The sequence below is a fragment of the Streptomyces sp. NPDC006739 genome (genome assembly GCF_042869815.1).
In the GTDB taxonomy this organism is placed as follows: Bacteria; Actinomycetota; Actinomycetes; order Streptomycetales; family Streptomycetaceae; genus Streptomyces.
In genome coordinates this window covers 244,641-268,975 of sequence record NZ_JBIAGM010000008.1, presented here as the reverse complement: position 1 = coordinate 268,975, position 24,335 = coordinate 244,641, and the positions used below count along the sequence as shown (strand labels likewise).

Genomic DNA, 24,335 nt, shown 5'->3' with positions numbered 1-24,335 from the left:
GGGACCGGGCGGACGACGAGAGCTGCGTCAGCGAGCCATCCGGGCGGAGCGGCCGCCGCGCCTGTCGGTCCGGCTCGCCGCCGCGCTGGCCGCCAGCGCCAGGAGCAGCGCGATGGCGCCGACGATGACGTTGTTGACCACGGTACGTGTGGTGTTCACGTGGCCTGCGACCACCCACGGCGAGACGATCGTCCAGACGCCGAGCAGGGCGGCGGTCCAGGCCCTGGCGTGCGTACGCTCGTACGCGTGACCGAACCCGCTCAGCAGGAACGCGTAGGCGATTCCGGTGATCAGGTTGTTCACGGCCAGGGTGCCGAAGCCGTTGAAGCCGGCGATCCAGGGCGACGCGGCCATGTACAGGCCGGTGAGGAGGGCCAGCGCTTCCACGGCCTGACCCTGCTGGGTCGACGCTGCTCGCTCGGCCAGCGCGTGGCGCTCCCGCATCTCCAGAATGTCGGGGTGCGACTCCATCGTGGTGTGGGTCTGGTCGGTCATGATCGCCTCCTGCGTCGTGTGTCCACTCCGCGTCCCAGTGCAAGCCAGGTACCCACCAAAGAGCCGCAAACTCACCCATACACCTCGGCCGTCTCAGCCGAGAGACGTGGCGTCGAACCAGGTGGGCGCCGGTGACATCGCCTGCTTGATCCGGAACAGGCCGAACTCGTTCAGCTCCGGCAGGGCGTCCACCTCGAACCAGCCCACCTCCAGCGACTCGTCGTCGTTGACCCGGGCCTCGCCGCCCACCGCGCGGCAGCGGAAGGTGATGTCCATGTACTGGCAGACATCCTGGTTCGGGTAGGTGATGGGCTCCAGAGCCTGCACCAGGACCACCCGCTCGGCGACGCAGTGCACCGCCGTCTCCTCGAAGACCTCCCGCACGGCGCAGGCCGCCGGCTGCTCGCCCGGCTCCGGGATACCGCCGATCACCGACCACTTGCGGGTGTCGGACCGGCGGCCCAGCAGCACTCGGTCCTCGTCGTCGAAGACGACGGCGGTGATCCCGGGCAGCCACAGCAGCTGGTGGCCCGCCGAGGCCCGGAGCGTATGGATGAAGTCAGGAGTTGCCATGGCCAGACCCTAAGGGTCAGGCCTGTGCGCCGACGGCGCGCCGGCCGCGCATCCCGGCGCCGACGGCCCAGCCGAGCCCGCCCGCGGCGACCAGCACCAGGGCGATCTCGGGCAGGACGCCCCACTCGGTTGCCGGGGTCTCGGACGTGCGCAGCGGCACCTTCTGGACCAGGTAGGCGGGCACGAACATGCCCGTCCTCTGGGTGATCCTCCCGTCCGGCATGATGACCGCGCTGACGCCGCTGGTCACCGGCACGGTCACGGTCCGGCTGTGCTCGACGGCACGGATGCGGGACATGGCGAGCTGCTGGTAGGTCATCTCGCTTCGGTCGAAGGTCGCGTTGTTGCTCGGCACGGAGATCATCTCCGCCCCGTGCGTGACCGTGTCGCGTACGGCCCAGTCGAAGGCGGCCTCGTAGCAGGTGGCCAGGCCGACCTTCGCGCCGTCGATGTCGAACACGCCCGGCTTGGTGCCGCGGCTGAAGTCCTGGCGGACCATGCCGGTCCAGTTCTTGTTGATCGCCCCGACGAGCGAGCGCAGCGGGAGGTACTCGCCGAACGGCTGGATCTGCCGCTTGTCGTAGGTCTGCGTGGGCCCCTTGGCCGGGTCCCACAGGATCTGCTCGTTGAGCTGCTTGCCGTCCCTCTCGACGACCCCGCCGACCGAGATGGGCACGCCGACCTCCTTGGCCGCGTTGTCGATGACCAGGGCCGCGTCGGGGTTCGCGTAGGGGTCGACGTCGGAGGAGTTCTCCGGCCACAGCACGAAGTCGGGCTTGGGGACCTTGCCGGACTTGACGTCGGCGGCGAGCTTCCGGGTCTCCCGCGCGTGGTAGTCGAGCACGGCCCGCCGCTGGGCGTTGAACTCCAGCCCGGAACGGGGCACGTTGCCCTGGATGAGCGCGACGGTGGCGGTGCCGGCCTCCGCCTTGTCGCTCACCAGCGACCGCGCGGCCAGCGCGCCCGCTACGGGAACGGCCACGCTCAGCAGGGCGGCGGCAGCGGCTCCGCGCCGCAGGGCCCGGCTGCGGCGCCCGTCGACGGCCAGACGCCCGGCCTCGTACAGACCGAAGCCGCACAGGACGACGGCGAACCCGAGCACCGGGGTACCGCCCACCGCGGCGAGCGGCAGGAAGACGCCGTCCGCCTGACCGAAGGCGATCTTGCCCCAGGGGAAGCCGCGGAACGGCACACGCGCGCGGACCGCCTCGCCGGCTGTCCAGACGGCGGCGGCCCACACCGGCCAGGCGGGCAGCTTGGCCACCGCTGTGATGCCCACGCCGACCAGGGCGATGCAGACCGCCTCGATGGCGACCAGCGCGAGCCACGGGCCGGGGCCGACCTCCACGCCGGTCCACACCAGCAGCGGCAGCAGGAAGCCGAGGCCGAAGAGGTAGCCGAGGCCGAGGGCCGCCTTCCAGCTGCGGCCGCGCAGCACCCAGGCGAAACCGGCGAAGGCGGGCAGGGCCAGCCACCACAGGGTGCGCGGCGGGAAGCTGAGGTACAGCAGCACACCACAGAGCGCGGAGGCTGCTGCCGGGACCAGACGCTGGAGCCGGGCGCGGCCCGCGGTGGGCGCGGGGCGCGGCCGAAGCTGATCCGAGTGGTCCACGGAAGTTGCGGTGACGGTCACCCGGGGAGTGTACGGCGGTTGACCTTGATGCGGACAGCGCGGACCGTACGGCGGCACGGAGCCCTCTCGCCCACAGGAACCGGATCGTTCCTGCACAAGTCATCCACAAACCGGCCATCAGCGGATACGGTGTGCCCAGCTTCAGTCGTACGGCCGTTCGGGGTCCGGGCGGCCGGGGGCTGCCACAGGTCGGGGGGCCGGGTGCGAGGGGCGACGGGGTTGGGCTCGACGGGGATGGCGTCCGTGGCCGACAGGGATGCGGACAGCGACCGACGAAACGTTTCTGATCTGGCGGGCGTGGTCGTGCTGGGGGCCTGTGCGGTGTGGTCCCTGATCAGCGGGGCGGCGCACGACGGGCGCCCCGAGGGTGTGCTGCTCGCGGTCCTCGCGGTGGCCGCCGGCTATGCCTCGGGCCGGATCTCGGGCGCGCTGCTGCCGGTCGCGGCGCCCGCCGCCGGTGCGCTGGCCGGGCTCGTACTGGCGGTGGCCATGCCGGACGTCGCCCCCGGGCCCCGGTTCGCCACCCCGCTCGGGCACGCCGGGGCCACCGCCGCCCTGCTGGCCCTGGCGGCCGGGGCCGCGTGCTGCGCCGCCTGGTCGACGCCCGTGCCGGGCCTGCGGCTCGGCCTGCGCCTGCTCGCCTGCGGGATCGCGCTGGTGGCGCCGGCCGTGGGCTCGGTCGCCGGATGCGTCGCCGGCGTCACCGTACTGCTGTGCTCGCTGGCGGCCGGCCGGTTGCGTCGCCGTGGCCCGGGCATCGCCGGTCTGGCCCTGGCGGCGGCCCTGGTGACCGGCGCGACCTGGGCGATCGCCGCGAACGCGCTGCCCGACGGCGTCATCGCGTCCCTCAGGGGCGGCCTCACCGACCGCCGTATCCAGCTGTGGCACGACGCCCTGCGTCTGGCCTCTCACCACAGCGCGCTGGGCGTGGGCCCCGGCCGCTTCGGCGAACTGAGCACGACGGCGCCGCAGGCCCTGCTGCCCGACGGCAGGGCACACTCCGCACCGCTGCAGCAGGCGGCCGAGCAGGGCGTCGTCGGCGTACTGCTGCTCGCCGTCGCCTTCGGCTGGATCCTCTACGCCCTGTGGCGCACCCCGCGCCCCACCCCCGTGGCGCTCACCGCGGGCGCGGCGCTGACCGCACTGGCCGCGATCGCCTCGGTCGGCGACGCCCTGAGCTTCACCACGGTGTCGGCGGGCGCCGGCCTACTGGCCGGATGGGCGACGGCCCGCCCATGGACCGGGGAGTCTCCGGGGCTGTCCGGCGGATGAGGTGATGAGGCCCGCGCGGCGGAGGCCGGGGACGCACCGGACTGTCCGGCGGACGACACGGTGACCGCGTGGGGCGGGGGCATCCCGGGGCCGGGCGGCGGGTGACACCGGGACGGCGGGAGCCGGGGCCCTCCGGGGGCCTCCCGGCAGACAGCGCCGTGGTCGTGCCGCGCCCGTCCAGTGGTTGGACGGTGCGGAGGGGATCGGGATTTCCCGGGGACGTCCGGCCGACGAGACGGTGGCCGGGGGCGAGAACATTTCAGGGCCGCCCAGCTGGCAACACCTTGGCCCCGTGAAGCAGGGACCCGGGCCCACCCGGCGGACTGCGCCGCAGCAGCTGCGGCCGGGGACCTTCCGGGCCGCGCGGCGGACGACACCATGGCCGCAGGCCGGGGTGTCCGGGCCGCCCGGCGGGTGACGCCCTGGCCCGGGGGGCCTCGTCGGCCACGGGCCGGTCGGCCCCGCCCAGGCGGAGGGTTCAGCCCGCTGTGCCGGGCGTGATCGTGCCCAGGCGGTCCCTGATGATCCGTACCGCCGATTCCGCGTTGTCCACGGTGATGGTGAAGGTGTGGCCGTCCCACAGGCTGAGGACGATCCCCTCGCCCCGGCGGACGACGACCGCGGTGCCCTTCTCGGGACGCCAGCGGTAGCCCCAGCCGCCCCAGTGGCGCGGGGTGACATGCTCGGTGAAGTCCGCGCCGGCCACCTGGGAGAGCGGGATGCGGCGGCGCGGTACGCCGATGTGGCCGCAGCGCACCTCGACGCACTCCCTGTCGAGCCTCAGGTCGACGTGCACGAAGGCGAGCGTGCCGAACAGGACCAGCAGGCCGGCCGCGATGCAGCCCACGACGGACATCACCAGCGGAGCGATTCCCGCGGTCCAGGCGGAGTCCACGGCCAGCTCGATGCCGAGCGCCAGACAGGCCGCGCCGACGAGCGCCAGCAGCCACTGGACGCGGTTGGTGGCGCGTCCGGTCCATACGTCGGGGTGCGAGGCGTCCTCGGCGTGGGCGTGGTCCCTCATGCCTATGAGGTTACTCAGGTTTCGCTGCGCGGGTACCGGCTCGCGCAGGGTGACGACCCACTCGGCGGGGCCGGGACGGCTCAGCGGACCGGGATGGTGGCCTTGAGCAGCCGGCCTTCCTCGTACCTCAGCGCGGTTTCCGGCAGCTCGGCCTCCCGGCCGCTGAGCAGCACCGTGAGCGAGCCGGCGGCGGGCGCGTCGGGGGCGGGCCGCGCCCCTATACGGCGCAGTGCCTGGGCCACGACCGCTCCGGCGGTGCCGTGCAGGATGAGCGGGGCGCGGCCCGGCCGCTGCACGGCCGCGCGGATGCGGTCGGCGACCAGCTCGTAGTTGGTGCAGCCGAGGACGAGTGTCGTGATGTCGTCGGGGGTGCGGGCCGCGGCCGCGGCGACCGCTGCGTCGATCGCCGCGTCGTCGGCGTGGTGGACGGCGTCCGCCAGTCCCGGGCAGGGCACCTCGGCGACGTCCACGCCCACCGCGAACTCCTCGATCAGTCCGCGCTGGTAGGGGCTGCCCGTGGTGGCGGGCGTCGCCCAGATCGCGACCGGGCCGCCGCCCGCCGCGGCGGGCTTGATCGCCGGGACCGTGCCGATGACGGGCACGTCCGGTTCGAGGCGGGCCCGCAGCTGGGGCAGCGAGTGCACGGACGCGGTGTTGCAGGCGACGATCAGGACGTCGGGGCCGTACGCGGCGGCGGCCGTCGCGACGTCGAGGGCGCGCTCGGTGATGTCCTCCGGGGTCCGCGGGCCCCAGGGCATCCCGTCCGGGTCCCAGGAGAGCACGAGGTCCGCGTCGGGCCGCAGCCGACGTGCCACGGCAGCGGCGGGAAGCAGGCCGATTCCGGAGTCCATGAGCGCGATCTTCACCCGGCCACGATAGACGATGGGCCCTTGCCGCCCCGGCCGGTGGGGCAGACTGCGCGGGTGAGCGCCATCGTGTGGACCGCCGCCGTATCCCTCGCCGCCTGGTGCTGGCTGCTGCTCTGTCAGGGCTTCTTCTGGCGCACGGACGTCCGGCTGCCGCCGCGCCGTGATCCGGGTCGGTGGCCGCCGGTCTGCGTGGTCGTACCGGCCCGTGACGAGGCCGCCGTCCTGCCGCTGAGCCTGCCGTCGCTGCTGGCGCAGGACTATCCGGGCCGGGCGGAGGTCTTCCTCGTCGACGACTCCAGCGCGGACGCCACCGGTGAGCTGGCCCGCGAGCTGTCCCGGCTCCACGGCGGACTGCCGCTCACCGTGGACTCGCCCGGCGAACCGCCCGCCGGCTGGACGGGGAAGCTGTGGGCGGTGCGGCACGGCATCGCTCTCGCACGCGCGCGTGCCCCCGAGTACCTGCTGCTGACGGACGCGGACATCGCCCACGCCCCGGACAGTCTGCGCACCCTGGTGGCGGCCGCGCACACCGGCGACTTCGACGTGGTGTCGCAGATGGCGCGGCTGCGGGTGGACAGTCTGTGGGAGCGGCTCGTCGTCCCGGCCTTCGTCTACTTCTTCGCACAGCTGTATCCGTTCCGCCGGATCGGCCGGAAGGGGTCGCGGACGGCGGCCGCCGCGGGCGGCTGTGTGCTGCTGCGTGCGGACACCGTCGAGACGGCCCGCATCCCGGACGCGATCCGGCAGGCCGTCATCGACGACGTGGCACTCGCACGCGCGGTGAAGGGCGTCGGAGGCCGTGTGTGGCTCGGGCTCGCCGACCGGGTGGACAGCGTGCGGCCCTATCCACGGCTGAACGACCTGTGGCGGATGGTCTCGCGCAGCGCGTACGCGCAGCTGCGGCACAACCCGCTGCTGCTCCTCGGCACGGTCGCCGGGCTCGCCCTGGTGTACCTGGTGCCGCCCGCGTCCGTGGTCGCGGGCGTGGCCATGGGCGGTACGACCGCGGCGGTCGTCGGCGCGGCGGCGTGGCTGGTGATGGCGGCGACCTACGCGCCGATGCTCCGTTACTACCGGCAGCCGCTGTGGCAGGCCCCGCTGCTGCCGTTCACCGCGTTCCTCTACCTCCTGATGACGGTCGATTCCGCGGTGCGGCACTACCAGGGGCGCGGTGCGGCCTGGAAGGGCCGCACGTACGCGCGTCCCGGGGCCCTGCCCGACGAGGGCTGAACTCGACTCCGGCCGGCGGCTACTTGCGGCCGGGAGTCCAGTTCATGCCCCACCCGTAGGCGCGGTCCACGGTCCGCTGCGGGCTCACTCCGCGCTCGGGGACCAGGTAGCGCGCCTCGCGCTGGACGACCAGATCGCCTCCCGTGTGGGTGATCAGGGCGAGCGCGCACACCGTCGAGGGGACGGTGCACTCGTCCAGCGAGAAGTCGACCGGGGCGCCGTGCTGCGGCCGCAGGGTGACCGTGGCGTGCAGGTCGGCGAAGGACGTGGCGCCCTGGTAGATCGTGACGAAGACCAGGATGCGCCGGAAGTCCCGCCTGTGGTCGAGGTTGACGGTGAGGTTCTCGCCGCTCGCCGTGGCCCCGGTGCGGTCGTCGCCGTCGAGATGGATGTACGGCGGCCGGTCCACCGCTCCGAACGCGCCGCCGAGGGCCTGTACGACCCCCTTGCGGCCGTCGGCGAGTTCGTACAGGGCGCACAGGTCGAGGTCGAGGTCCGCCTGCCCTCCGCCCCATGGGCTACCGGCTGGGCCCGGGAATCGTTTGCGCGTCTGCCAGTTGAGGTTGACGCGCAGGCGGCCGGAGGTGCCGCCCTGCTTGGCCAGCGAGACGGAGGGGGCCGCCTTGGTGAGGGTGACCTTGGAGAGGCGGACCGGTGACGCCGGCGGCGGGGGTGGCGTGACGGGAGGGCCCGCCGGGGGCGGAGGCACGGCCGGCGGTGGCACGGCCGGCGGTGGCACGGCCGGCGCGGGAACGGGAGTGACCGGCGTGGTCCGCGTGGGCGGTGCCGCGTACGGCGGGTGCTGCGGCTCGTCCACGGTGATGCCGAAGTCGGTGGCCAGCCCGTCCAGTCCGCTGCTGTAGCCCTGTCCGACGGCGCGGAACTTCCAGCCGCCCTGCCGGCGGTAGAACTCGCCGAGCACGAAGGCCGTTTCGACACTCGCGCCGGGGTTGTCGAAGCGGGCCACCACGTCGCCCCCGACGGTGTCGCTCACCTCGATGTACAGGTCCGGGACCTGGCCGAACGTGCCGCCGTCGGCGGAGGCCGCGAGGATCACCCGCTCGATCGCGGCCTCCACGCGCGCGAGGTCGACGAACAGGGTGTCGGTCACCCGCCCGCCGGCGTTCCGCTTGCCTTCGTGCCTGACCGCTCCCGAGGAGTGCGCCGGCTGGTTGTAGAAGACGAAGTCCCCGTCGGAGCGGACCTTTCCGGCCGCCAGCAACAGGGCCGAGGCGTCCGCGTCGGGGACACCCGGTCCGGAGCGCCAGCCCAATTCGACGCGCAGGGCCGTCGCCGGCACCGGCGCATTCGATCCTTTCGGCATTGACATGTACGCCCCCATCGGTTCTGTCGACAGATCCAACTTATTCACCGGGCGCCGGAAGATCGCCGGTCAACCACCGGTAACCCCGCAGGAACTCGGCCTTTACACGATCAAAACGTTGACCGACGTCCATTTTTGCCGAGTTCGCTCGGATTGGGGGTCCCTGACCACCGGCGACACGGAAAACAACTCTCTTATCGGTCTCCCCAACCAGCACATCGTGGGCTTAACTTATGTGCCATGACCTCCCCCCGCTCCACTTATGGTGGCGGCTACTACTCCGCCTCCTTCCCGGACACTCCGATCTACGACTCGCTCGTCGCCGAGCGGGGCACCCCGCAGATCGCCCCGATCCGGGTCCCCGCCGCCTACGACACGGGCAGCAGTCTGCCCGCGCTGCCGTCGGCGCTCCCCGCGCTCCCGGCCGGACCCTCCCACCAGGTCCCCGCCTACGGCTATCCGCAGGCGCAGCATCCCGCTCCGCTGCAGCAGGCGCCCACGGCGTACATTCCGCAGCAGGCGAGCGCCCCGCGCGGCTATCCGGGTCCGCAGGCCCAGCAGCAGCCCCGCCCGATGGCGGGCAACGGGTACGAGGCGATGCGCCCCGCCGCACCGCGGCCCGCGCAGGCCCCCTACCAGGAGCCGTACAACAACCAGCAGTACCGCGGCTACTGATCGCAAGCCCCGGATGTCGGCGCCGCCTGGCACCATGGCGTCATGGGGAATGCCGAACTGCAGTCGATCCACGTCCATCCGGTCAAGGCGTTCCGGGGCTTCTCGCCCCGGCAGGCCGTGGTGGAACCCTGGGGGCTGGCCCAGGACCGGCGCTGGGCACTGATCGACGACGGGGGAAAGGTCGTCACCCAGCGCGAGCGGCCACACCTCGCGCTGGCCGTCGCCGAGCCCCTGCCCGGCGGCGGCGTCCGTCTGTCCGCACCCGGACGCGCACCGCTGACGGTGTCCGTTCCGGAGCCGGCCCCCACCGTGCCCGTGAACATCTTCGGCACGAAGGTGGAGGCGGTCCCCGCTGCCCAGACCGCGCATGACTGGTGCGGCGCCTATCTGGAGGCGGACGTCCGCCTGGTTCACATGGACGATCCGGCCACCCGCCGCCCCGTCGACCCGGACTTCGCCGAGCCCGGCGAGATGGTGAGCTTCGCCGACGGCTACCCGCTGCTGGTCACCACCGAGGCTTCGCTCGACGCCCTGAACTCCCTGGTGGCCGAGGGCGATCACGCCCACGAGGGCCCGCTTCCCATGAACCGCTTCCGGCCCAGCGTGGTCGTGTCGGGCACCGAGGCATGGGCCGAGGACCACTGGTCGCGCGTCTCCATCGGCGAGGTGGACTTCCGGGTCGCCAAGATGTGCGGGCGCTGCATCGTGACCACCACCGACCAGAGGACCGCCGAGCGCGGCAAGGAGCCCCTGCGCACCCTGGCCCGGCACCGCAGGCTCGACGGGAGGCTGGTCTTCGGCCAGAACCTGGTTCCGCTGACGCCGGGCACGATCCGGGTGGGGGATCCGGTGCGGGTCGTGTAGGCCTCCAGCACGGCACGCTCTGCTTGTGGGGCAGCCGTTCGCGCGGACGATCCCCCGGATCGGAGCACCCGGGCGGGAACCGGGGGCCCCGGCCCGGTCGTTGGATGTCTGAGCAGTGCGTGAGAGGTCCCGGTCCGAGGTGATTTCGCTCTCTTCGGACGGGTTCTCGGGTGAACGGCTCCGCGGGGTTTGTCATGGGGCGGGAGGGGGTGCGGGACGGTGGGAGCGATCCGCGGTCTGTGGCGCTGGCGGCACAATCCGCTGCGCCGTGCCACCGACCTGGCCGAGGCCTGGGTGGCCCTGGTGGCCCTGCTGCTGATGGCGGTGGCCGCGCCCTTGACCGGCTCACTGGTCGGCGCCGTCGCGCAGGACACGCTGCAACGGTCGGTCCGGGAGCAGCAGCACACCCGTCATGTCGTGACGGCCACCGTCGTGCGCACACTGGACGGCGCCTTCCTGGAACCCGATCCCGACAGTGCCACCGCCCAGGAGGTCCGCACCCGCGTGCTCGCCGACTGGACCGCGCCGGACGGCACCCGTCAGCACGGCCCGGTCCTGGCCGACCTCAAGTCCCCGCGGCACGGCGACCACTTCGGGCTCTGGACGGATCCGCACGGCCGAATAGCGGGCCGCCCACTGGACTCCGCCACGGCGACCACGCACGCCGTGCTCGCCGGGTTCGGCGCGGCCATGATCGCCGCCGGCCTGGTCGAGGGCGGTCGACGGCTGATCGTCTGGCGCCTGGTCCGCCGCCGGTACGCGCGTTGGGACCAGGCCTGGGACCGCGCGGGCCCGGACTGGGGCAAGGCCGGCACCGGCAGCTGACGGCCTTCCTGCTCTGGTCACCCACCGCTCGCGCGCACGCTACGGTGGACCGGCCGAAGCGCACGCAGCTGCGGCGACCCGCGCGAGCGAGCCATCAGTACTACGAGGTGGGGGCACGGCAACGCCATGGCACAGGGCACGGTCCAGGTGACGCACACCGGCACTTCGAGGTGGCGGCGCCGAACGGGTGAGTACCCTTCGCTCGCCGCCGCCCTGGAGGCCGCGGCCGACGGGGACGTCCTCACCATCGCCCCCGGCACCTATCGGGAGAACCTGGTGGTCCAGCGGGCGGTGACGCTGCGCGGGCCGGACGGTTCGCCCGGCTCGGTGCGCATCGCGCCCGTGGACGGCGTGCCGCTGACCGTGCGGGCCTCGGCCGTGGTGCGCGACCTGCATGTGGAGGGTCAGGACGCGGCCGCGCCCGCGCTGCTGGTCGAGGAGGGCACGCCCGAGCTGAGGGACGTACGGATCGTCACCCGGTCCGCCGCGGGCATCGAGGTGCGCGGCGGGGCCCGCCCGACCGTGCGGCGCTGCACCGTCGACAACCCGGCCGGTGTCGGCATCGCGGTACTCGACGGCGGGGGCGGGGTGTTCGAGGACTGCGAGGTCGTCGCGGCCGGCCAGGCGGGCGTGGCGGTCCGTGGCGGCGCTCACCCCCGGCTGGAGCGCTGCCGGGTGCACCACGCCTCGGGCACCGGTCTGTCGGTGACCGGTGAGGACTCCGCGCTGGAGGCCGTGGGGTGCGAGGTCTACGAGGTCCGGGGCTCGGGAGTGCAGATCACCGCGCGGGCCACAGCGCATCTGACGGACTGCGATGTGCACCGCACCACCGCCGACGGCGTCACCCTCGACACGGACGCGGTGCTCACGCTCGCCGACTGCCGGATCCACGACATCCCGGAGAACGCGGTGGATCTGCGGTCGCGTTCGGTGCTGACGCTGACCCGGACGACGGTGCGTCAGTTCGGGCGCAACGGCCTGTCGGTGTGGGATCCGGGCACCCGGGTGGACGCCAACCAGTGCGAGATCTTCGACAGCACCGGCGACTATCCGGCCGTGTGGGTCAGCGACGGCGCCACCGCGGTGCTCGACTCCTGCCGGGTGCACGACGTACCGGATGCCCTGTTCGTGCTGGACCGCGGTTCACGGGCGGACGTCGTGGACAGTGACCTGTCGCAGGTGCGCAACACGGCCGTGTCGGTGAGTGACGGCGCGACCGCTCAGCTCGACGACTGCCGGATCCGGGACGCCGCGACCGGCGCCTGGTTCCGCGACCACGGCAGCGGCGGCACGCTCAGCAACTGCACCCTGGACGGCACCCAGACGGGCGTGATCGTCACCAAGGGCGCCGACCCCACCATCGAGCGCTGCACGGTCGACTCCCCCGCCGAGGCCGGGTTCTACGTGTCCGCGGGAGGCCGGGGCAGCTTCCTGGGCTGCCGGGTCACGGGCAGCGGCGGGTACGGCTTCCATGTGATCGACGGCTGCCGTACGACACTGCGCAAGTGCCGTACGGAGCGGTGCGCGCGCGGGGGTTACGAGTTCGCGGACGGCGGCCCGGACGCGGCGTCCGGCACCGGACCGGTGGTGGAGGACTGCACCAGCGACGAGAGCGGCGCCCCGCGGCAGCCCGCCGCTCGGGAGACTGCCGTCCAGACGGCACACCACGCTCCGGGGCTGCTGGGACTGATCCCCGGTCAGCGCACCGGCGACGCCGAGCCGTCGCCGGCCGCCCCCGCCGCACCGGAACCGGCGGCCCGTACGTCGAAGGCGGTGCTCGGTGAACTCGACGCGCTGGTCGGCCTGGAGAGCGTCAAGCGCGAGGTGCGGGCGCTCACCGACATGATCGAGGTCGGCCGGCGTCGTCAGCAGGCCGGTCTGAAGGCGGCCTCGGTCAAGCGGCACCTGGTCTTCACCGGCTCCCCCGGTACGGGCAAGACGACGGTGGCCCGGCTCTACGGCGAGATCCTCGCCTCCCTCGGTGTGCTGGAGAAGGGCCATCTGGTCGAGGTGTCCCGCGTCGACCTGGTCGGCGAGCACATCGGCTCCACCGCGATCCGCACCCAGGAGGCCTTCGAGCGGGCGCGCGGCGGCGTGCTCTTCATCGACGAGGCCTACGCGCTGTCCCCCGAGGACGCCGGCCGGGACTTCGGCAAGGAGGCGATCGACACGCTGGTGAAGCTGATGGAGGACCACCGGGACGCGGTGGTGGTGATCGTCGCGGGCTACACGGCGGAGATGGAACGGTTCCTTTCCGTGAACCCCGGTGTGGCCTCGCGCTTCTCCCGGACGATCACCTTCGGCGACTACGGTCCCGAGGAGCTGCTGAGGATCGTGGAGCAGCAGGCCGACGAGCACGAGTACCGGCTGGCGCCGGGCGCGCCGGAAGCGCTGCTGACGTACTTCACCGAGATCCCGAAGGGCCCGGCCTTCGGCAACGGCCGCACCGCCCGTCAGACCTTCGAGGCGATGGTGGAACGCCACGCCAGCCGCGTGGCCCACGTCGACGACCCCAGCACGGACGACCTGAGTCTCCTGTACGCGCAGGACCTGCCGGAGCTGCCCCGGTGAAGACATCCAAGGCTTTCGAGCGCATGTTCGAGTATGCTCGGGTGCCGAGAGTCAGTAGTGACAGGTAGTGGCGCAACCGGTGCCCACCCGTGAAAAGATGAGACGCCCGCGCACCGGACAAGGACGAACGTCCTGGTCGGAGCGGTGACCAAGGGCCTGTCGGACGGTTTTGCGGCGAAAGGACCGGAGCGTACGTGAGCGAGAATCAGAACCTCCTCGCGGAGCAGCGGCGCACCCTGATCCTGGACGAGGTCCGGCGCCGGGGCGGCGTACGGGTCAATGAACTGACCCGCAAGCTCGGCGTGTCGGACATGACGGTGCGCCGCGACCTGGACGCGCTGGCCCGGCAGGGCGTGCTGGAGAAGGTGCACGGCGGTGCGGTGCCGGTGGTGGAGGCCAGCACCCACGAGCCGGGCTTCGAGGCGAAGTCGGGTCTGGAGCTGAGCGCGAAGGAAGACATCGCGCACGCCGCCGCCCAGCTGGTCGCACCGGGTGCCGCGATCGCCCTCTCGGGCGGTACGACGACCTTCGCGCTCGCGCATCAGCTGCTGGAGGTGCCCGACCTGACCGTGGTGACGAACTCGGTGCGGGTCGCGGACGTCTTCCACGCGGCGCAGCGCACCTCGGGCCAGCGGCAGGGCGCGGCGACGGTCGTCCTGACCGGCGGGGTGCGGACCCCGTCCGACTCACTGGTGGGGCCGGTGGCCGATCAGGCGATCGCGGCGCTCCACTTCGATCTGCTCTTCCTCGGTGTGCACGGGATATCGGTCGAGGCCGGGCTGTCCACGCCGAACCTGGCGGAGGCCGAGACCAACCGTCGGCTGGTGCAGTCGGCGCGGCGGGTCGTGGTGGTCGCCGACCACACCAAGTGGGGGACGGTGGGCCTGAGTTCCTTCGCCGCGCTGGAGCAGGTGGACACCCTGGTGACCGACGCGGGCCTGCCGGCCCCGGCGCGCGCGGAGATCTCCGAGCACCTGCGGCGGCTGGTGGTGGCGGGCGAGCCGGAAGAGACCGACGACATCTGACGGAGCGTCAGCTAAGCTGAGCCGTCCACGGGTCGAGGGGGGTTTCGTCGTCGATGGTTCAGCGTCTGCGCCCGGTGGGGCTCGACTTCGTCGGGACCGCGCCCGTACGGCTGGTGTTCACCCAGGACATGGCCGCGACTCCCGATGCGGTGTTCCACGCCCTCGCCGAGGACCTCTCGGGCTGGCCGGAGTGGTTCTCGGCGGTGGCCTCGATCCGGCCCACCGAGGGCGGCCGGGAGGTACGGCTGCGCAGCGGCACTCGTGCGACGGAGTCGGTGCTGGCGGCGCGGGCGCCCGAGCTGTACGCCTACCGGGTCGACACGATCGACGTGCCGGGCGCCCGCGCCTGGATCGAGGAGTGGCGGCTCGCTCCGGCGGGCGCCGGGACCCGGCTCCGGATGACCTTCGCCCTCGACGGAACGGCCCTGTTCCGCGCGGTGTGCCGGCTGAGCCGGCCGGGTGTGGGCCGGGCGGTCCGGGAGGCGGTCCGGGCGCTCGACGGGCGGCTGGAGCGGCGGCCGGTCTGACCGGGCCGGCCGCTCAGTCCGGCCACACCCCCGTCGCCAGCAGCGTCTCGATCGCGGCCGTGTACGGCGCGATGTCCAGGTCCTGCTCCGCCAGCCAGGCGTCCGAGTAGTACTTGTCGAGGTAGCGGTCCCCCGGGTCGCACAGCAGGGTGACGACGCTGCCCGTACGGCGCTCGGCCACCATCTCGGAGACGATCTTCAGGGAACTCCACAGGCCGGTACCCGTGGAGCCGCCCGCCTTGCGGCCGATGACCCGCTCCAGGGCCCGTACGGCGGCGACGCTGGCCGCGTCCGGGACCTTCATCATCCGGTCGATGGCACCGGGCACGAAACTGGGCTCCATGCGCGGGCGGCCGATTCCCTCGATGCGGGAGCCGCAGTCGCAGCCGACGTCCGGATCGCCGGTGGTCCAGCCCTCGAAGAAACACGAGTTCTCCGGATCGGCGACACAAATGCGGGTGTCATATTGCATGTAGTGGACGTAGCGCGCGAGGGTCGCCGAGGTGCCGCCGGTGCCCGCCGTCGCCACGATCCACGCCGGCTCCGGGAACCGCTCCAACTCCAGCTGCCGGAAGATGGATTCGGCGATGTTGTTGTTGCCACGCCAGTCCGTGGCCCGTTCGGCGTAGGTGAACTGGTCCATGTAGTGGCCGCCGGTCTCCACCGCGAGACGGGCGGACTCCTCGTACATACGGCGGGAGTCGTCCACGAAGTGGCACCGGCCGCCGTGGAACTCGATCAGGCGGCACTTCTCGGCACTCGTCGTGCGCGGCATGACCGCGATGAAGGGCACGCCGATCAGCTTCGCGAAGTAGGCCTCGGAGACGGCCGTCGAGCCGCTGGACGCCTCGATCACCGGGCGGTCCGGCCGGATCCAGCCATTGCACAGTCCGTAGAGGAAGAGCGAGCGGGCGAGCCGGTGCTTGAGGCTGCCGGTCGGGTGGGTCGACTCGTCCTTGAGGTACAGGTCGATGCCCCACCGCTCGGGCAGCGGGAAGCGCAGCAGGTGCGTGTCCGCCGAGCGGTTGGCGTCCGCCTGCACCTTGCGGACGGCTTCTTTCAGCCAGTCGCGATAGGTGGCGTCACTGTGGTCGACGTCAAGGGTGGCGCCGGTGCGGATCTGTGGGGTGGTGCTCACGGCGGGGCTCCTTACGCGGTACGCCAACGCCGCCTCACGTGGTCGGCACCTCGATCATATGCACCTTTCACACCACTTCCCACCTGCATAAACGCATCTTTGAGGCAGCCAAAGACACCCTGGGGCACGGCCGTGCGAACCCCGCGGGGGCGCATTCGGGCGAGTGCTCCGGGCGCCGGCCGCCCGCGGCCCGGGCGTACTGGTGCTCCCCGCCGAGGCCGGGCAGACTGCACCGGACGGGACGACCGTCCCGGACGGGGGCGCACACTGGATCACGACGACACGCCGGACGGGCCCGCGCGGGCACGGGTGCGGCGGCCGACACGCACAAGGGGGCGGGGAAGGATGGCGGAGCCGGAGTTCACGGCCACGGGCGTGCGGATCGGGAAGCGGCTGCGGTCGCTGACCCGGGCCGGACAGGTCCGGATCAACGACGGCAGGCTGGAGTTGCTCACCAGCTACGGCAGCGAGATCGACAGCGCGCCGGTGCAGGCGGTACGTGCCTCCAGGCCCTGGTTCGCCCCGGACGACCGGGCGATGGCCGACCTCAACGGAAACCGGTACCTGCTGACCCTGGGCGAGCAGGATCCCGCCCCGGGCGAGCCCGGGCCGCCCGCCGCACGCCGGTTCATCGAGGCGGTGCGCCGGGCCGCCGGGCGTGGCGGCTGACGCGTGCGCGAGTTGCGGGACCGCAACCCCTGCGTCACTCTGGTCTCACGTCACTCTGGGTTTACCGGCGATAACGCTGCGAACCAGCCCGCCGGCCACGACAGCAGGCGGATGTTTGGACGCAAGCACCCTGCTGGATCCGTTCTCCGTGTTCTTCCGGTTTCCTCCGGGCCTCACATCGGGGAGTCGCAGCCGTGATCAGTCACCCGAACAGGCACTGCACGGTGGAGCTCCAAGCCCTGCCGTCGCGGATCGGCCAGGTCCGCAGAATCGTATCTGCGCAGTTGCGCTACTGGCATCTGGACCCGTTGATCGACCGGGCCGCGCTCGGTGTGACGGAGCTGTTGAGCAACGTCCACCGGCACGCCGAGCCCGACAAGCTGTGCACCGTCGAGTTGGAACTGCTGCTGGACAGGCTCACCGTCTCGGTGCACGACCACGATCCACGCCTGCCCGTGGTCGCGGAGGTGTCGGCGGCGTCGGACATCGCGCCGCTGGCCACCTGCGGCCGTGGTCTGGCGATGGTGGCGGCGATGAGCGAGAGCTGGGGAGCCCGGCCGGACGGTGAGCAGGGCAAGGTCGTGTGGTTCACGCTGCCCGCGCCGTCGGCGGCGCCGAAGCCGACCGCCCGTCTGCCGCGCCTCCTGGACCGCCGGCCGGTACGCCAGTTCGTCGAGGTCGAGCCCGTCATGGCCCGAACCCCGGCCCCGGCACCCGCTCCCGCCCGGTCGACCGTTCCCGGCTGACCGGGCGGTGACCTGCCGTCCGGCACGACCGGCGCAAGCCCCTCCGGCCCGGCCACGGGCGCCTCACGCCAATCGCGGGGCGCCCGCCGCCCGTCTCCCTTCCGGCTACGGGCGGTGCTGTCGCGGGGTTCAGGCCGTGCTGGTCCTGCCGGGGCGGCCGAACTGTTCCGCCAGGACCGACAGCCGGCGCCAGTACTCGTCCTCGTCGATCTCGCCGGAGGCGAAGCGCCGGCCGAGGACCGCGAGCGGTGAGTCGCCCGCCGGGCGTCCGCCGTCCACCGGGCGCCAGGGGCCACCGCGTCCGCGCCGGACGGTGCGGCGCAGGAAGGTCACGGCGCCGATCACCACGGCCGCCCAGATGAGCGGGAAGAAAAGGATCCACGGGCCGGGCCCGCCGTCCCAGTTCGCCAGGGTCTGCATCTCGGTTCGTCTCCCTCGTCCGAAGCATCTCGGTCTGCTGTCTCGAGACTGGCTCCTGGGAGGGGTCCGGGTCGTCGTACGGCCGGCGGCAGTGGACGTACCTCCTAGGGAGTACGCGGGGACGCCGTGCGCCCGTAGTGGTCCACCACCGGACGCAGATAGTCCGCCTGCGGACCTTCGAGGGCCGCAGGTCCGCCCGTCGAGCCGACCAGCTCGATCCTGTCCAGCTCCGGTTCGACACCCCGGGCCGTCTCCGCCGCGACCAACGCCTCGTACCGCTCGCGCAGTTGGGCCGCCGGCCGGGGCGGAGCGAGGAAGTGGACGCCGACGGAGCCGTTGGCGCCCCGGGTGGCCCGCCACAGGGCCAGCGCCTCCGGAGCCGTGTCGGAACCGGTCTCCTCGGCCAGTTCCCGGGCCGCATGCCGGCGAAGCCACGAGATGTCCGACTCGGCATCCGCATCGGGGGGTTCGACCGTTCCGCCGGGCAGCTGCCAGCGCCCCGGGGAGGCGGTCGAGCGGCCCGTCCGGCCGACCAGCAGACGGCCGTCGTCGGCCGGCTGGAGGACGGTGACGAAGAGGGAGGCCAGGGGCGGAGCGCCCGGGACCCGGCGCAGTGCCCGGAAGCGGTAGGTCGCGCGGGCCCAGGACAGGACCAGGTCGTGCCCTCCGTCCCGCCACCCGACTCCGGTGAGCGCGGCCACGGGGCCGTCGAAGAAGGCCGGGTTGGCGCGGACCGTCACGTCCCAGGCGTGATCCATCGCCGCACGCTGCTCCGGGGAGAGTACGGGCGCCGGCGTCTCGACGAGCCGGATACGGCGGGCGGGCAGGAAGTCGGCGGCGCGAGCCGTCACCGCAGTGCTCCCAGGGGGTCGTCGAGCACCGGCTGCCAGGCCAGCTCCGCCGCGCCGACCAGGCTGTTGTGGTCCAGGGAGCAGGGCAGGATGGGCACGCCGCCGCTCTGCCCCCACAGGCTGCGGTCGGCGACCACCGCGCGCAGCCGTCCGGGGTCGGCGTCGAGCAGGGTCCGGTGCAGACCGCCGAGGACGATCCGGTCGGGGTTGAGGATGTTGACCAGTCCGGCCAGCCCGAGACCGAGGCGGTCGATCAGGGCCTCGGTCGCCGTGCGCACGGTCGGATCGGCGTAGTGGTGCCGGATCAGGTCGATGGCCTGCTGCAGCAGCGACACCTCGGGGCCCGGTGCGCGCCCCGCCTCCATGAGCAGGGCCAGCGGATCCGCCTCGACGTCCAGACAGCCCCGGCCGCCGCAGTGGCAGGGCCGGCCCTCCGGGTTGACGGTCAGGTGGCCGACCTCCAGGGCCAGGCCCGAACTGCCCGTGTGCAGGCGCCCGTCGAGGACCAGCGCCCCGCCCACCCCACGGTGCCCGGTGGCCACGCACAGCAGGTCGCGGGCGCCCCGGCCCGCGCCGTGCCGGTGCTCGGCGAGCGCGGCGAGGTTGACATCGTTGCCCGCGAACGCCGGGCCGGTGATCCGGGCCGCGCGCACGCACTCGGCGAAGATACGGCGGACCGGCGCGCCCACCGGCCAGGCCAGGTGCAACGGGTTGAGGGCCAGTCCGTCGGGCTCGGCGACGGCGGACGGCACGGCCAGACCGGCCCCGACGCAGCGCCGGCCGGTCCGGCGCAGCAGTTCGGCACCGGCCTCCACCACGGATCCCAGGACCTTCGCCGGATCGGCGTCGACGGTCTCGCAGCCCGGCGCGGTCGCCACGATCCGTCCGCCGAGGCCGACCAGCGCCGCCCGGAATCCGTCGGCGTGGACCTGCGCGGCGAGTACCACGGGCCCGTCCTCGGCGACCTCCAGCCGGTGCGAGGGCCGTCCCTGGGAGCCGGCCGCGGCCCCCGGCCGGGCGTCGACCCGGATCAGGCCCAGCGCCTCCAGCTCGGCGGCGACGGCACCGGCGGTCGCCCGGGTGACGCCGAGTTCGGCGGTGAGCACGGCCCGGGTCGGCGCCCGCCCGGTGTGCACCAGCTCCAACGCGGGCCCGAGCGCGCCTCGCCCCCGGTCCAGCCGCGTCCTCGAGGTGGTCCCATCCCCCGCCGCGCGGGGGTCCGCCTTGCCGCTCATGAGGGCGAGTCTCCCATGATCGGCTGACCCGCCGGTCTACAGTCCGCTGACCCTCAGTGTGATGTTCAGCCGCCCGGTCAGCCCCAGTGCGGCCGGTGCCGTCCCCGGGTGCACCCGGGGTACGCCGTGGTACGCCTGCCGGGCGGGGCCGCCGAAGACGAACAGGTCGCCGCTGAGCAGCCGCACGTCCGTGTAGGGCCTGGCGCGGGTCTCCGTGTTGCCGAAGCGGAAGACGCAGCTGTCTCCCAGGCTCAGCGACACCACCGGCGCGTCGGACTTCTCGTCGCTGTCGCGGTGCATGCCCATGCGGGCGTCGGCGTCATAGAAGTTGACGAGTGCGATGTCGTACGAGGCGGTCGTCACCGCCCGCGGGCCGAGCGCGTCGGCCACCGCGCGGCGGCCCAGTTCGTCCAGCCACTCGGGGAAGGGCTTCACGGGGGCGCCGTCGCCGTCGACGACGGTGCGGGCGTAGCCGTACGGGTACCAGTGCCGGCCGAGGCAGACCTGGCGGGCGGTCATCGTACCGCCGCCCGGGACGCGGACCGTGCGCAGGCCGGCCGGTGGCCGGGCCCACCGGCGGCAGGCGGTGAGCAGCTCGCGCTGGGCCCGTTCGTCCAGCCAGTCCGGGACGTGCACGGCGCCCGGGACGACCTGCGTGCGCTCCCGGGGAAACAGCTCCGCGTCCATGCTCCCCATCCTGCCCGACCGGCACCGGGCGGTCCTGATCTGCGGCTCGGCTAGCCTGGACGCACGATGAGCGACCGTATGACGACTGCGTGGGGCGACTTCGAGCTGTCCCGCTTTCCCGAGGATCCGCGCGACCGGCTGCGAGCCTGGGACGCCTCCGACGCGTATCTGCTGCGGCACCTGGCCCGCGAGGGCGTCGCGCTGTCCGGGACCGTCGTGGTCGTCGGGGACCGCTGGGGCGCGCTGGTGACGGCACTGGCGGAGCACCGGCCGGTACAGATCACCGACTCCTTCCTCACCCAGGAGGCGACCCGGGCGAACCTCGCTCGGGCCGGCGTGGAGCCCGGTGCCGTGTCCCTGCTCACCACGCAGGACCCGCCGCCCGACCGGGTGGACGTGCTGCTCGTGCGGGTGCCGAAGAGCCTGGCGCTGCTGGAGGACCAGCTGCTGCGGCTGGCGCCCGCCGTGCACGAGGGCACGGTCGTGGTCGGCACCGGAATGGTGAAGGAGATCCACACCTCGACGCTGGAGCTGTTCGAGCGGATCCTCGGGCCGACCCGGACCTCGCTGGCCGAGCAGAAGGCCCGGCTGGTCCTCTGTGCTCCGGACCCGTCGCTCGAGCGGCCCGCCAACCCGTGGCCGTACAGCTACGTCCTGCCCGACGGCGTCGGCGCGGTGTCCGGGCGGACCGTCGTCAACCACGCGGGGGTGTTCTGCGCCGACCGCCTCGACATCGGCACCCGGTTCCTGCTCCAGCACCTGCCGGCCGGCCGGGGTGCCGGGCGGGTGGTGGACCTGGGGTGTGGCAACGGCGTGGTCGGTACGGCGGTGGCGCTGGCCGATCCGCGGACCGAGGTCCTGTTCGTGGACGAGTCGTTCCAGGCGGTGGCCTCGGCGGAGGCCACGTACAAGGCCAACGGGGTGCCCGGGCACGCGGAGTTCCGGGTCGGCGACGGGCTGGCCGGGGTCGCGGCCGGCAGCGTCGACGTCGTCCTGAACAATCCGCCGTTCCACTCCCACCAGGCGACGACCGACGCGACGGCCTGGCGGATGTTCGCCGGCGCCAGACGTGCGCTCAGGCCGGGCGGTGAGCTGTGGGTGATCGGCAACCGGCACCTGGGCTACCACGTGAAGCTGCGCCGGCTGTTCGGCAACAGCCGGCTGGTGGCGAGCGACCCGAAGTTCGTGGTGCTGAAGGCCGTCAGGAAGGATTAGCCGGCGCCGTCGGGGAGGATCGGCCGGCGCCGAGGACGCCGATGATCCGGGCGACCTCGCGGGCCATGGCCTCCCGGCCCACGCCGAGGTATTTGCGCGAGTCGACGGCCTCGGGGTGGGCGGCGAGGAAGTCGCGGATCGCGCGGGTCATCGCCGCGTTGAGCGCGGTGCCGACGTTGACCTTGGTGATGCCGCGCGCGACCGCCCGGACCAGTCCGTCGTCGGGCACTCCGGAGGAGCCGTGCAGGACGAGCGGGACGGGCAGCGCGGCCGACAGCCGTTCGAGGAGGCCGTGGTCGAGGGTGGCGGTGCGCCGGGTCATCGCGTGCGCGCTGCCGACGGCCACGGCCAGGGCGTCCACGCCGGTGTCGGCGACGAAGGCGCGGGCCTCGCCGGGGTCGGTGCGGGCGCCCGGCGCGTGGGCATCCAGCGGGGCCCGCCCGTCCTTGCCGCCGATCTCCCCCAACTCGGCCTCGATCCACATCCCTTGGCCGTGCGCCCAGTCGGCGGCGGTCCGGGTGGCGGCGAGGTTCTCGGCGTAGGGCAGGCGTGCCGCGTCGAACATGACCGAGCTGAAACCTGCGCCGGGCGCCTGGCGCAGCAGCTCGTCGCTCTGTACGTGGTCGAGGTGCAGGGCGACCGGTACGGCGGCGCGCTCGGCGGCGGTGACGGCCGCGCGGGCCAGGGGCAGCAGCCGTCCGTAGCGGAACCTGACGGCGTTCTCGCTGACCTGGAGGACGACGGGTGCGGCGGCCGACTCGGCGCCGGCGATGACCGCCTCCACGTGCTCCAGGGTGATGATGTTGAACGCGGCGACCGCGGAGTGTGCCGCGGCGGCGCGGGTGACCAGCTCGCCGGTGGTCGCGAGGGACACGGCCGTGCTCCTTCTTCCGGGGTGCCGGTCAGGGGGCGAGGATGACGGAGCGGGTGAGGTGGCGCGGGCGGTCCGGGTCGAGGCCGCGGGCGGCGGCGACAGCGACCGCGAGGCGCTGGACGCGGACGAGTTCGGCGAGCGGGTCGAGGGTGCCCTCGATCCACAGTCCGCCGGTGCCGCGCACCTGTTCGGCGAGTCCGTCGGGTGCGGTGCCGAGCATCCAGGTGGCCGTTCCCCGGGTGGTGACGCTGATGGGCCCGTGCCGGTACTCCATCGCCGGGTAGGCCTCGGTCCAGGACAGGGCGGCCTCGCGCATCTTCAGTCCGGCCTCGTTGGCGAGTCCGACGCTCCAGCCGCGCCCGAGGAACGTGAACTGCGCGCACTCGACGAGCCCGGCGGGCAGGGCGGTCGACAGGGCAGTACGGGCGTCGGTCACCACGGTGTCGGTGTGCAGGCCGAGGTGGGTGCGCAGGACGGTGAGCGCGGTGGTGGCGAAGCGGGTCTGCACGACGGAGCGTTCGTCGGCGAAGTCCAGGACGACGATCTCGTCGGCGGCGGCCGTCACGGGAGTGTCCGGGTCGGCGGTGACTGCGGTGGTCCGGGTGGTGCCCCGCAACCGCCGCAGCAGGTCGAGTACTTCCGTGGTGGTTCCGGAGCGGGTCAGGGCCAGGACACGGTCGTAGGGCCGCCCGTGCGGGAACTCGGAGGCGGCGAACGCGTCGGTCTCGCCCTGTCCGGCGCTCTCCCGCAGGGCGGCCGCCGCCTGGGCCATGAAGTACGAGGTCCCGCACCCCACCAGCGCCACCCGCTCCCCCGGCGCCGGCAGCGCCCCGGCGTGCCGCCCGGTCTCCTCGGCGGCCCGGGTCCAGCACTCGGGCTGGCTGTTCAGCTCGTCCTCGACGTGGCTCATGACGCACCGCCCCGCTCCGCTCGCGCCTGCCTGCTCGTTCGTGCAACGTATAGCGCGCATTCGAGCAGAATCAAGCACGCCCCTCCGGTGGGCGGGGTCGCGTCAGATCCAGCCGGGGACCGCCCGTACGAATCCGGTCCCGCGCTGGTCGTTGCAGCCGAACACGGGCCGGCCCACCGGGTCGGGCCAGGTCTGCCGCGCCTGGAGGGCCACGCTCACCAGGGTCAGCAGCAGGTCGACGTCGCTCGCGGCGTCGAGGCGTATGGTCACCCACTGCGAGCCGGGCACGATCCTGATCGCGCCGGAACCCCTGAGGTCCTTGGCGAAGTGCCGGACGGCCCGGTCGGTCAGGCGCAGGTCGACATCGCGTTCCGAGTGGAAGTGGGCGATCTCGCCCTGCGCCGAGGCGACCGCCCGTCCCAGGCCGCAGCTCGGGACGGTTCGGCTCAGGTCCGGCCAGGTCGCCAGTTGCGCGAGTGCGCGCGAGGCCAACGTCATGGGCCCATCATGACGCGCTCACCCCCTCGCAACCAGATCGTGAACAAGCATTAACCAACCTGTTCGCCCGGTGCGGCGCTGGTGCCGCGGCAGGCAACGTCTGCCCGTCAAGGAGCGGCGTCCGGTGCGTGCTCTGGGTGTCCCCCCGGCCGGAGGCTGGGGGGAGTGCCGGGTGCGGGCCCTCG

At 73.2% G+C, this 24,335-nt stretch carries 25 protein-coding genes; 11 read left to right on the top strand and 14 right to left on the bottom strand.

The features are described 5' to 3' along the window. Positions 1-27: 27 nt before the first annotated feature. The 3 genes from ACFYMM_RS18810 to lnt form a co-directional block, all read right to left on the bottom strand. Positions 28-495 carry an SPW repeat protein gene (locus ACFYMM_RS18810; RefSeq protein WP_388387775.1) on the bottom strand — a complete coding sequence of 156 codons (468 nt, stop codon included), beginning with the start codon at positions 493-495 and terminating at the stop codon, positions 28-30. A 93-nt stretch (positions 496-588) separates the two neighbouring features. Continuing rightward, entirely contained in the window at positions 589-1,068 is a 480-nt protein-coding gene (locus ACFYMM_RS18805; RefSeq protein WP_388387773.1) for an NUDIX domain-containing protein, read from the bottom strand. Between the two features lie 16 nt (positions 1,069-1,084). After that, positions 1,085-2,701, bottom strand: a complete 1,617-nt coding sequence (gene lnt, locus ACFYMM_RS18800) for an apolipoprotein N-acyltransferase (protein WP_388387771.1) — start codon at positions 2,699-2,701, stop codon at positions 1,085-1,087. A 234-nt stretch (positions 2,702-2,935) separates the two neighbouring features. On the opposite strand from lnt, the gene ACFYMM_RS18795 reads away from it, so the two are divergent. Then, positions 2,936-3,973 carry an O-antigen ligase family protein gene (locus ACFYMM_RS18795; protein ID WP_388387769.1) on the top strand — a complete coding sequence of 346 codons (1,038 nt, stop codon included), beginning with the start codon at positions 2,936-2,938 and terminating at the stop codon, positions 3,971-3,973. 478 nt (positions 3,974-4,451) lie between these two features. Here the strand turns inward: ACFYMM_RS18795 and ACFYMM_RS18790 are convergent, their stop codons facing one another. Both ACFYMM_RS18790 and ACFYMM_RS18785 read right to left on the bottom strand, forming a co-directional pair. Next, positions 4,452-4,997, bottom strand: coding sequence for a hypothetical protein (locus ACFYMM_RS18790; protein WP_388387767.1), 546 nt, complete (start codon positions 4,995-4,997; stop codon positions 4,452-4,454). An 80-nt stretch (positions 4,998-5,077) separates the two neighbouring features. Beyond that, positions 5,078-5,863 (bottom strand): glutamate racemase, encoded by a 786-nt coding sequence (locus ACFYMM_RS18785; protein WP_388387765.1) that lies wholly within the window; start codon positions 5,861-5,863, stop codon positions 5,078-5,080. A gap of 57 nt (positions 5,864-5,920) precedes the next feature. Between ACFYMM_RS18785 and ACFYMM_RS18780 the strand changes: the two genes are divergently transcribed. Continuing rightward, positions 5,921-7,096, top strand: coding sequence for a glycosyltransferase (locus ACFYMM_RS18780; protein WP_388387763.1), 1,176 nt, complete (start codon positions 5,921-5,923; stop codon positions 7,094-7,096). A 19-nt stretch (positions 7,097-7,115) separates the two neighbouring features. Here ACFYMM_RS18780 and ACFYMM_RS18775 read toward each other — a convergent pair whose 3' ends face one another. Next, positions 7,116-8,438, bottom strand: coding sequence for a TerD family protein (locus ACFYMM_RS18775; protein WP_388387761.1), 1,323 nt, complete (start codon positions 8,436-8,438; stop codon positions 7,116-7,118). Positions 8,439-8,660: 222 nt separating this feature from the next. Here ACFYMM_RS18775 and ACFYMM_RS18770 point away from each other — a divergent pair, with 222 nt between their 5' ends. The 6 genes from ACFYMM_RS18770 to ACFYMM_RS18745 all read left to right on the top strand — a co-directional run bounded on the left by ACFYMM_RS18770 (position 8,661) and on the right by ACFYMM_RS18745 (position 14,907). Next, complete coding sequence (locus tag ACFYMM_RS18770; protein ID WP_388387759.1) at positions 8,661-9,095, top strand: DUF6643 family protein; 435 nt, start codon at positions 8,661-8,663, stop codon at positions 9,093-9,095. A 42-nt stretch (positions 9,096-9,137) separates the two neighbouring features. Beyond that, positions 9,138-9,959: an MOSC domain-containing protein gene (locus ACFYMM_RS18765; RefSeq protein ID WP_388387757.1), complete on the top strand. Its 822-nt coding sequence runs from the start codon at positions 9,138-9,140 to the stop codon at positions 9,957-9,959. Positions 9,960-10,178: 219 nt separating this feature from the next. Next, complete coding sequence (locus ACFYMM_RS18760) at positions 10,179-10,784, top strand: hypothetical protein (RefSeq protein ID WP_388387755.1); 606 nt, start codon at positions 10,179-10,181, stop codon at positions 10,782-10,784. A 126-nt stretch (positions 10,785-10,910) separates the two neighbouring features. Next, on the top strand, positions 10,911-13,355 hold the full coding sequence (locus tag ACFYMM_RS18755) for a right-handed parallel beta-helix repeat-containing protein (protein ID WP_388387753.1): 2,445 nt from the start codon (positions 10,911-10,913) through the stop codon (positions 13,353-13,355). 194 nt (positions 13,356-13,549) lie between these two features. Continuing rightward, positions 13,550-14,380: a DeoR/GlpR family DNA-binding transcription regulator gene (locus tag ACFYMM_RS18750; RefSeq protein ID WP_388387751.1), complete on the top strand. Its 831-nt coding sequence runs from the start codon at positions 13,550-13,552 to the stop codon at positions 14,378-14,380. Positions 14,381-14,433: 53 nt separating this feature from the next. Continuing rightward, positions 14,434-14,907 (top strand): SRPBCC family protein, encoded by a 474-nt coding sequence (locus tag ACFYMM_RS18745; RefSeq protein WP_388387749.1) that lies wholly within the window; start codon positions 14,434-14,436, stop codon positions 14,905-14,907. Between the two features lie 13 nt (positions 14,908-14,920). On the opposite strand, the gene ACFYMM_RS18740 is transcribed toward ACFYMM_RS18745, so the two are convergent. Further along, positions 14,921-16,045 (bottom strand): PLP-dependent cysteine synthase family protein, encoded by a 1,125-nt coding sequence (locus tag ACFYMM_RS18740; protein WP_388387747.1) that lies wholly within the window; start codon positions 16,043-16,045, stop codon positions 14,921-14,923. A gap of 345 nt (positions 16,046-16,390) precedes the next feature. Between ACFYMM_RS18740 and ACFYMM_RS18735 the strand changes: the two genes are divergently transcribed. Then, positions 16,391-16,714 carry a hypothetical protein gene (locus ACFYMM_RS18735; protein WP_388387744.1) on the top strand — a complete coding sequence of 108 codons (324 nt, stop codon included), beginning with the start codon at positions 16,391-16,393 and terminating at the stop codon, positions 16,712-16,714. Positions 16,715-16,908: 194 nt separating this feature from the next. After that, the gene (locus ACFYMM_RS18730) at positions 16,909-17,460 is read left to right on the top strand and encodes an ATP-binding protein (protein WP_388387742.1); all 552 of its coding nucleotides are present in this window, start codon (positions 16,909-16,911) and stop codon (positions 17,458-17,460) included. Positions 17,461-17,589: 129 nt separating this feature from the next. Here the strand turns inward: ACFYMM_RS18730 and ACFYMM_RS18725 are convergent, their stop codons facing one another. From ACFYMM_RS18725 to ACFYMM_RS18710, 4 genes are all read right to left on the bottom strand, one after another. Further along, a complete protein-coding gene (locus tag ACFYMM_RS18725) occupies positions 17,590-17,880 on the bottom strand; it encodes an SHOCT domain-containing protein (protein ID WP_388387740.1) in 291 nt (96 codons plus the stop codon). A gap of 104 nt (positions 17,881-17,984) precedes the next feature. After that, complete coding sequence (locus tag ACFYMM_RS18720) at positions 17,985-18,731, bottom strand: NUDIX hydrolase (protein ID WP_388387738.1); 747 nt, start codon at positions 18,729-18,731, stop codon at positions 17,985-17,987. Beyond that, positions 18,728-19,966: an ROK family protein gene (locus ACFYMM_RS18715; RefSeq protein WP_388387736.1), complete on the bottom strand. Its 1,239-nt coding sequence runs from the start codon at positions 19,964-19,966 to the stop codon at positions 18,728-18,730. The genes ACFYMM_RS18720 and ACFYMM_RS18715 overlap by 4 nt, the downstream gene beginning before the upstream one ends. 36 nt (positions 19,967-20,002) lie before the next feature. Continuing rightward, positions 20,003-20,653, bottom strand: coding sequence for an alpha-ketoglutarate-dependent dioxygenase AlkB family protein (locus ACFYMM_RS18710; RefSeq protein WP_388387734.1), 651 nt, complete (start codon positions 20,651-20,653; stop codon positions 20,003-20,005). A gap of 78 nt (positions 20,654-20,731) precedes the next feature. Here ACFYMM_RS18710 and ACFYMM_RS18705 point away from each other — a divergent pair, with 78 nt between their 5' ends. Further along, a complete protein-coding gene (locus ACFYMM_RS18705) occupies positions 20,732-21,868 on the top strand; it encodes a methyltransferase (protein ID WP_388387732.1) in 1,137 nt (378 codons plus the stop codon). Here the strand turns inward: ACFYMM_RS18705 and ACFYMM_RS18700 are convergent. From ACFYMM_RS18700 to ACFYMM_RS18690, 3 genes are all read right to left on the bottom strand, one after another. Beyond that, entirely contained in the window at positions 21,855-22,742 is an 888-nt protein-coding gene (locus tag ACFYMM_RS18700) for a ketose-bisphosphate aldolase (RefSeq protein WP_388387730.1), read from the bottom strand. The two genes, ACFYMM_RS18705 and ACFYMM_RS18700, sit on opposite strands and share 14 nt — an antisense overlap. A 28-nt stretch (positions 22,743-22,770) precedes the next feature. Further along, complete coding sequence (locus ACFYMM_RS18695; protein ID WP_388387728.1) at positions 22,771-23,652, bottom strand: SIS domain-containing protein; 882 nt, start codon at positions 23,650-23,652, stop codon at positions 22,771-22,773. A 102-nt stretch (positions 23,653-23,754) separates the two neighbouring features. Next, positions 23,755-24,150, bottom strand: a complete 396-nt coding sequence (locus tag ACFYMM_RS18690; RefSeq protein WP_388387726.1) for a luciferase family protein — start codon at positions 24,148-24,150, stop codon at positions 23,755-23,757. Between the last annotated feature and the right edge of the window lie 185 nt (positions 24,151-24,335).